General features: G+C 67.5%; 5 protein-coding genes and 1 tRNA gene. 5 read left to right on the top strand and 1 reads right to left on the bottom strand.

The window, feature by feature from the left end; genetic code table 11:
• Positions 1–343 precede the first annotated feature (343 nt).
• From I5G_RS18935 to I5G_RS18925, 3 genes are all read left to right on the top strand, one after another.
• The gene (locus tag I5G_RS18935; RefSeq protein ID WP_022880465.1) at positions 344–1,054 is read left to right on the top strand and encodes an SOS response-associated peptidase; all 711 of its coding nucleotides are present in this window, start codon (positions 344–346) and stop codon (positions 1,052–1,054) included.
• On the top strand, positions 1,051–1,956 hold the full coding sequence (locus I5G_RS18930) for a hypothetical protein (RefSeq protein ID WP_022880464.1): 906 nt from the start codon (positions 1,051–1,053) through the stop codon (positions 1,954–1,956). Before I5G_RS18935 ends, I5G_RS18930 begins: the two co-directional genes overlap by 4 nt.
• A gap of 42 nt (positions 1,957–1,998) precedes the next feature.
• A tRNA-Ala gene (locus I5G_RS18925) sits at positions 1,999–2,071 on the top strand.
• A 41-nt stretch (positions 2,072–2,112) separates the two neighbouring features.
• Here the strand turns inward: I5G_RS18925 and I5G_RS18920 are convergent.
• Positions 2,113–3,054, bottom strand: a complete 942-nt coding sequence (locus I5G_RS18920) for a LysR family transcriptional regulator (RefSeq protein WP_026096102.1) — start codon at positions 3,052–3,054, stop codon at positions 2,113–2,115.
• Between the two features lie 121 nt (positions 3,055–3,175).
• Between I5G_RS18920 and I5G_RS18915 the strand changes: the two genes are divergently transcribed.
• Positions 3,176–4,168, top strand: coding sequence for a putative oxygenase MesX (locus tag I5G_RS18915; RefSeq protein ID WP_026096101.1), 993 nt, complete (start codon positions 3,176–3,178; stop codon positions 4,166–4,168).
• Between the two features lie 20 nt (positions 4,169–4,188).
• The coding region (locus tag I5G_RS18910; protein WP_022880461.1) for a methionine synthase at positions 4,189–4,992 on the top strand (804 nt) is incomplete at its 3' end.

The raw sequence follows: 4,992 nt of genomic DNA, 5'->3' as shown, positions 1-4,992 counted from the left end.
TCAGCGATCGACGCAATGTCAGTGGCATCCGGGGTTGTGTGACTGAGGTTGTGCGAATTGCTGAGGTTAGGCGCGTGCCGAGGGAGGGATGCCACGGCATCAGGTCAGCGATTCGCGTCGGGTGGGTGGCATCCGGGGTTTGCCGCTGAGGTTGCGCGGATCGCTGAGGTTGCGGCCGCGGCTGGTGCTCCGAGCCCCGAGACTGCACGCTGCTGACAAACCCACTGCAGCCTGCAACCGAGTTGTCAGGCGCATGCAGTCTCGCGATCCCGGCCCCCCGCGCGGGTCGCAACCCCGCCCGCGGCACAGCCCGGATGTCGGAAGCCCCGCGTACCCTCGAAGCATGTGCGGTCGATTCGTCGTGGCCAATGTGGCATCCGAGCTGGTGGGCGTGCTGCGCGTCGACGTCGAGACCGATGAGCTGCCTCCCCCGTCGTACAACATCGCGCCCACGGCATCCGTGGCCATCGTGCTCGACTCGGTGAAGACCGAGCCGCCGGTGCGGCGCCTGGAGGTCGCGCGGTGGGGCCTGGTCCCGGGCTGGGCGAAAGACGTCAAGATCGGCGCGCGGGCGTTCAACGCGCGGTCCGAGGAGATCGAAGACAAGCCGATGTTTCGCAACGCCCTCATCAAGCGTCGCGCGGTCATCCCCGCCTCGGGGTACTACGAGTGGAAGACGACTGACGCGGGCAAGACGCCGCACTACATCCACCCTGCCGACGGCTCGCCGCTGTTCTTCGCCGGGCTCTACGAGTGGTGGAAGGATCCGGCGAAGGCCGAGGACGACCCCGCACGCTGGGTGCTCAGCTGCACGATCCTCACGCGCGACGCGATCGGTCGCCTCGGGTCCATCCACGACCGGATGCCACTGTTCATGGACCCCGACTTCGCCGATGCGTGGCTCGACCCGACGACCGAGAACGTCGGCGACATCCTGGATGCCGCGATCGACGCCGCCCCCGATGTCGCCGAGACGCTCGACGACCACGTCGTGTCGTCCGCCGTGGGGAACGTGCGCAACGACAGCCCCGACCTCATCGAGCCGGTCGAATGACGACGCTCCTCGATACGGCGGTTCTTCCCCGCGCTCAGTGGACCGAGAGCGCCGACGCCCACGCCGAGCGCGCCGACGCGCTCACGGCCGCGCATCGAGCTCGCGCCGCCCGGGGCCAGAAGCATCCGGTCGAGGACTTCCTCTTCACGTACTACTCCTACAAGCCGGCGATCCTGCGCCGATGGCATCCCGGTCCGGGTGTCGTCCTCGCCGACGCCGACGAGCGCGCCGCGTGGCGCTGGTACCGCCCTGTCGCCGAGGGCGTGGAGGTGGATGCCGAGGCATTCCGCCGCGACCGCGGCTCGTTGTACCGCGGCGTGGTGAACCTGCTGCGCGCCACTGCCGCCCGCCCGGCGCAGTTCGGCTGCTTCGGGTTGCACGAGTGGGCCATGGCCTACCGCACCGCGGAGGTGCGGCACTCGGTGCCGCTGCGTCTCGGATCCGACGGCACGGACGCCGTCGTCGAGTCGCACGACCTCAAGTGCACGCACTTCGACGCCTTCCGGTTCTTCACGCCGGACGCGGTTCCGCGCAACCGCACCGTGCTGTCGCGAGACCTCCAGGTCGACGTCGAACAGCCCGGATGCCTGCACGCGGGCATGGACGTGTACAAGTGGGCCGTGAAGCTCGGGCCGCTCGTGCCCGGCGACATCCTGCTGGACGCGTTCGAGCTTGCGCGCGACATCCGCACGCTCGACATGGAGGCGTCGCCCTACGACCTCACCGACTGGGGGTACTCCCCCGTCCCGATCGAGACGACCGAGGGTAAAGCGCGATACGTCGCTCGCCAACGTGCCCTGAGCGAGCGCTCGCAGTCGCTGCGCACGGCCCTCATCGCCGAGGTCACGGCCGGCGACGACACGCCCGGTGGGGCCGATTTCTTGCGTCCCGAATCCGTGTAGTAAGCTCATGGAGTTGCCTCGAAAGGGGCGAGAACAGAAAACGGGCCTGTGGCGCAGCTGGTAGCGCACCTGCATGGCATGCAGGGGGTCAGGGGTTCGAGTCCCCTCAGGTCCACCGAAACAGATGCCCCGCGAGAATTCGCGGGGCATCTTGCGTTAGCCCAGCAGCTCGACGTCGAACTCCCGCACCACGGCCCGCACCTCGTCGAGGTAGCGCCGCGCCTGTTCGGTGAGCGGGATCGCGGCGTGTGCGATCCACCCGATCTCGATGCGCTCGTCCACGTCGAGGGGCACCGCGACGATCTCGGGATCGAGGTCGTCGCTGATGATGCCGGTCGAGATCGTGTAGCCACCGAGACCGATCATGAGGTTGAAGATCGTCGCGCGGTCGGACACCCGGATCTCCTGCGTGCTGGAACGCGTCGACAGGATCTCCTCGGCGAAGTAGAACGAGTTGTTCGTGCCCTGATCGAACGTCAGGCGCGGGAGCCCCTCGAGGTCGGCGAGCGTCACGCGCTTCCGCCCCGCGAGCGGGTTCTTTCGCGAGACGAAGATGTGCGGGTCGGCGAGGAACAGCGGGTGGAAGGACAGCCCGGAGTCGCGGAGCAGCTTGTCGATGACATCGCGGTTGAAGTCGTTCCGGTACAGGATGCCGAGCTCGCTACGGAGCGTCCGGACGTCCTCGATGATGTCCCACGTGCGCGTCTCGCGCAGCGAGAACTCGTACTGCTCCGCCCCGCTGGCCTTGACCATCCGCACGAACGCGTCGACGGCGAACGAGTAGTGCTGGGCCGACACCCCGAGGAGCCGGCGCGACGGCGGCCGGTCGAGGTACCGCTGCTCGAGGAGCGCGACCTGCTCGACCACCTGCCGCGCGTACCCGAGGAACTCGACGCCGTCCGACGTCAGCGTGATTCCGCGCGCCGACCGAACAAGCAGCGACCGCCCCACGCGCGCCTCGAGATCTTTCATCGAGGCCGACATCGTCGGCTGCGACACGTAGAGCAGGTCGGCCGCCGCGGAGATGGACCCCTCGGCCGCGACCTCGATGAAGGACTGGAGTTGCTGCAGCGTCACGCCGCTCGATCGACGAGCCATAGGCAAAGACTATAGGAGCGAATAGTTGGGACGGATTACCCGATGGATGCCACGGGCGAGGACCATGGGATCACCGATGACCGCGCGGCGGTCTCCCGACGCGCGAGAGGAGTTCTCGGACATGTCCACCGACTTCACGTTCCAGATCTCGACCACCCGATTCGACGAGAACTACTCCCCGTCCGAGAGCTCGCGCGCCACGACGAACTTCGCCAACCTCGCCCGCGGTGAGGACCGGCAGGAGAACCTCCGCAACGCCCTGACGATGATCGACCGTCGCTTCAACGATCTCGCGCGCTGGGACAACCCCGAGGGCGACCGGTACTCCCTGGAGATCGATATCGTCTCCGTCGACCTGGAGTTCGCGGCATCCGGAGACGACCAGCGGTTCCCGCTCCTCGAGGTGCTCGACCTCGTCGTCGTCGACCGCAAGACGGGCGCGCGCCACCACGGGATCGTCGGCAACAACTTCTCCTCGTACCTGCGCGACTTCGACTTCAGCGTGCTGCTGCCCGCCGCCAGCGCGGCCGCCGGTGGCTTCACGGTGCCCGACGATTTCGGCGCCCTGCACGGCAAGCTGTTCCAGCACTTCCTCGAGTCGCCCGAATACCGCGAGCGTTTCGACGTCTCGCCGGTGATCTGCATCAGCGTCTCGACCAGCAAGACGTATCAGCGCACCGACAACCGGCATCCGGTCCTCGGGGTCGAATACGTGCAGGACGACTACTCGCTCACCGACGAGTACTTCGGGAAGATGGGCCTCCAGGTCCGCTACTTCCTGCCCGAGGGCAGCTCGGCGCCGCTCGCGTTCTACTTCCGCGGCGACCTGCTGAACGACTACACCAACCTGCAGCTGATCGGCACGATCAGCACGATGGAGACGTTCCAGAAGATCTACCGGCCCGAGATCTACAACGCCAACTCCGCGGCTGCGCACGTCTTCCGCCCGACCCTGGAGAGCCAGGACTTCTCGCGCACCCGCGTCGACTACGACCGCGAGGAGCGCTCGCGTCTGGCCCTGATCCAGGGCACCTACGCCGAGGAGCACTTCGTGAAGCCCCACGGCGAGCTGCTCGCCCGCTGGGCCGGCCTCTCCCCCGCCCTCGTCCACTGACCCCGCCGGAGACCGCACGCATGAATGCCCTGATCCCCACCGCCGCCGTCGGGAGCCTCCCCAAGCCCTCGTGGCTCGCCGAGCCCGAGAAGCTCTGGTCGCCCTGGGCGCTCGAGGGCGACGCCCTCGTCGAGGGCAAGCAGGACGCGCTGCGCGCCGCCGTGCACGAGCAGCGTCAGCGGGGCCTCGACATCATCAGCGACGGCGAGCAGACCCGCCAGCACTTCGTCACGACCTTCATCGAGCACCTCAGCGGCGTCGATTTTGAGAACCGCGAGACGGTCCGCATCCGCAACCGCTACGACGCGAGCGTCCCGACGGTCGTCGGCCCGGTCGGGCGTGAGAAGCAGGTCTTCGTCCAGGATGCCGCGTTCCTCCGCCAGCAGACCGATCAGCCGATCAAGTGGGCACTGCCGGGGCCCATGACGATGATCGACACGCTGGCCGACCGGTACTACGGGAGCCGCGAGAAGCTCGCGTGGGAGTTCGCCGGCATCCTGAACCAGGAGGCGAAAGAGCTCGAGGCAGCGGGCGTCGACATCATCCAGTTCGACGAACCCGCCTTCAACGTGTTCTTCGACGACGTCCGCGACTGGGGTGTCGCGACGCTCGAGCGGGCCATCGAGGGGCTGCGCGCCGAGACCATCGTGCACATCTGCTACGGCTACGGCATCAAGGCGAACACGGACTGGAAGGCGACACTCGGTCCGGAGTGGCGTCAGTACGAGCACTCATTCCCGCTGTTGCAGGGGTCGAGCATCGACACGGTGTCGCTGGAGTCGCACAACTCCCGCATCCCGCTCGATGTCATCGAACTCCTCCGC

The organism is Microbacterium sp. B19 (genome assembly GCF_000333395.1).
GTDB lineage: Bacteria > Actinomycetota > Actinomycetes > Actinomycetales > Microbacteriaceae > Microbacterium.
The sequence above is the reverse complement of the archived record's forward strand: the minus strand, read 5'-3'. Positions and strand labels throughout refer to the sequence as shown.

Bases quoted from the DNA above. Each gene is read 5' to 3' on its own strand.
- I5G_RS18915 (WP_026096101.1), top strand. From the start codon at position 3,176: ATGTCCACCGACTTCACGTTCCAGATCTCGACCACCCGATTCGACGAG.
- I5G_RS18920 (WP_026096102.1), bottom strand. From the start codon at position 3,054: ATGGCTCGTCGATCGAGCGGCGTGACGCTGCAGCAACTCCAGTCCTTC.
- I5G_RS18930 (WP_022880464.1), top strand. From the start codon at position 1,051: ATGACGACGCTCCTCGATACGGCGGTTCTTCCCCGCGCTCAGTGGACC.
- I5G_RS18935 (WP_022880465.1), top strand. From the start codon at position 344: ATGTGCGGTCGATTCGTCGTGGCCAATGTGGCATCCGAGCTGGTGGGC.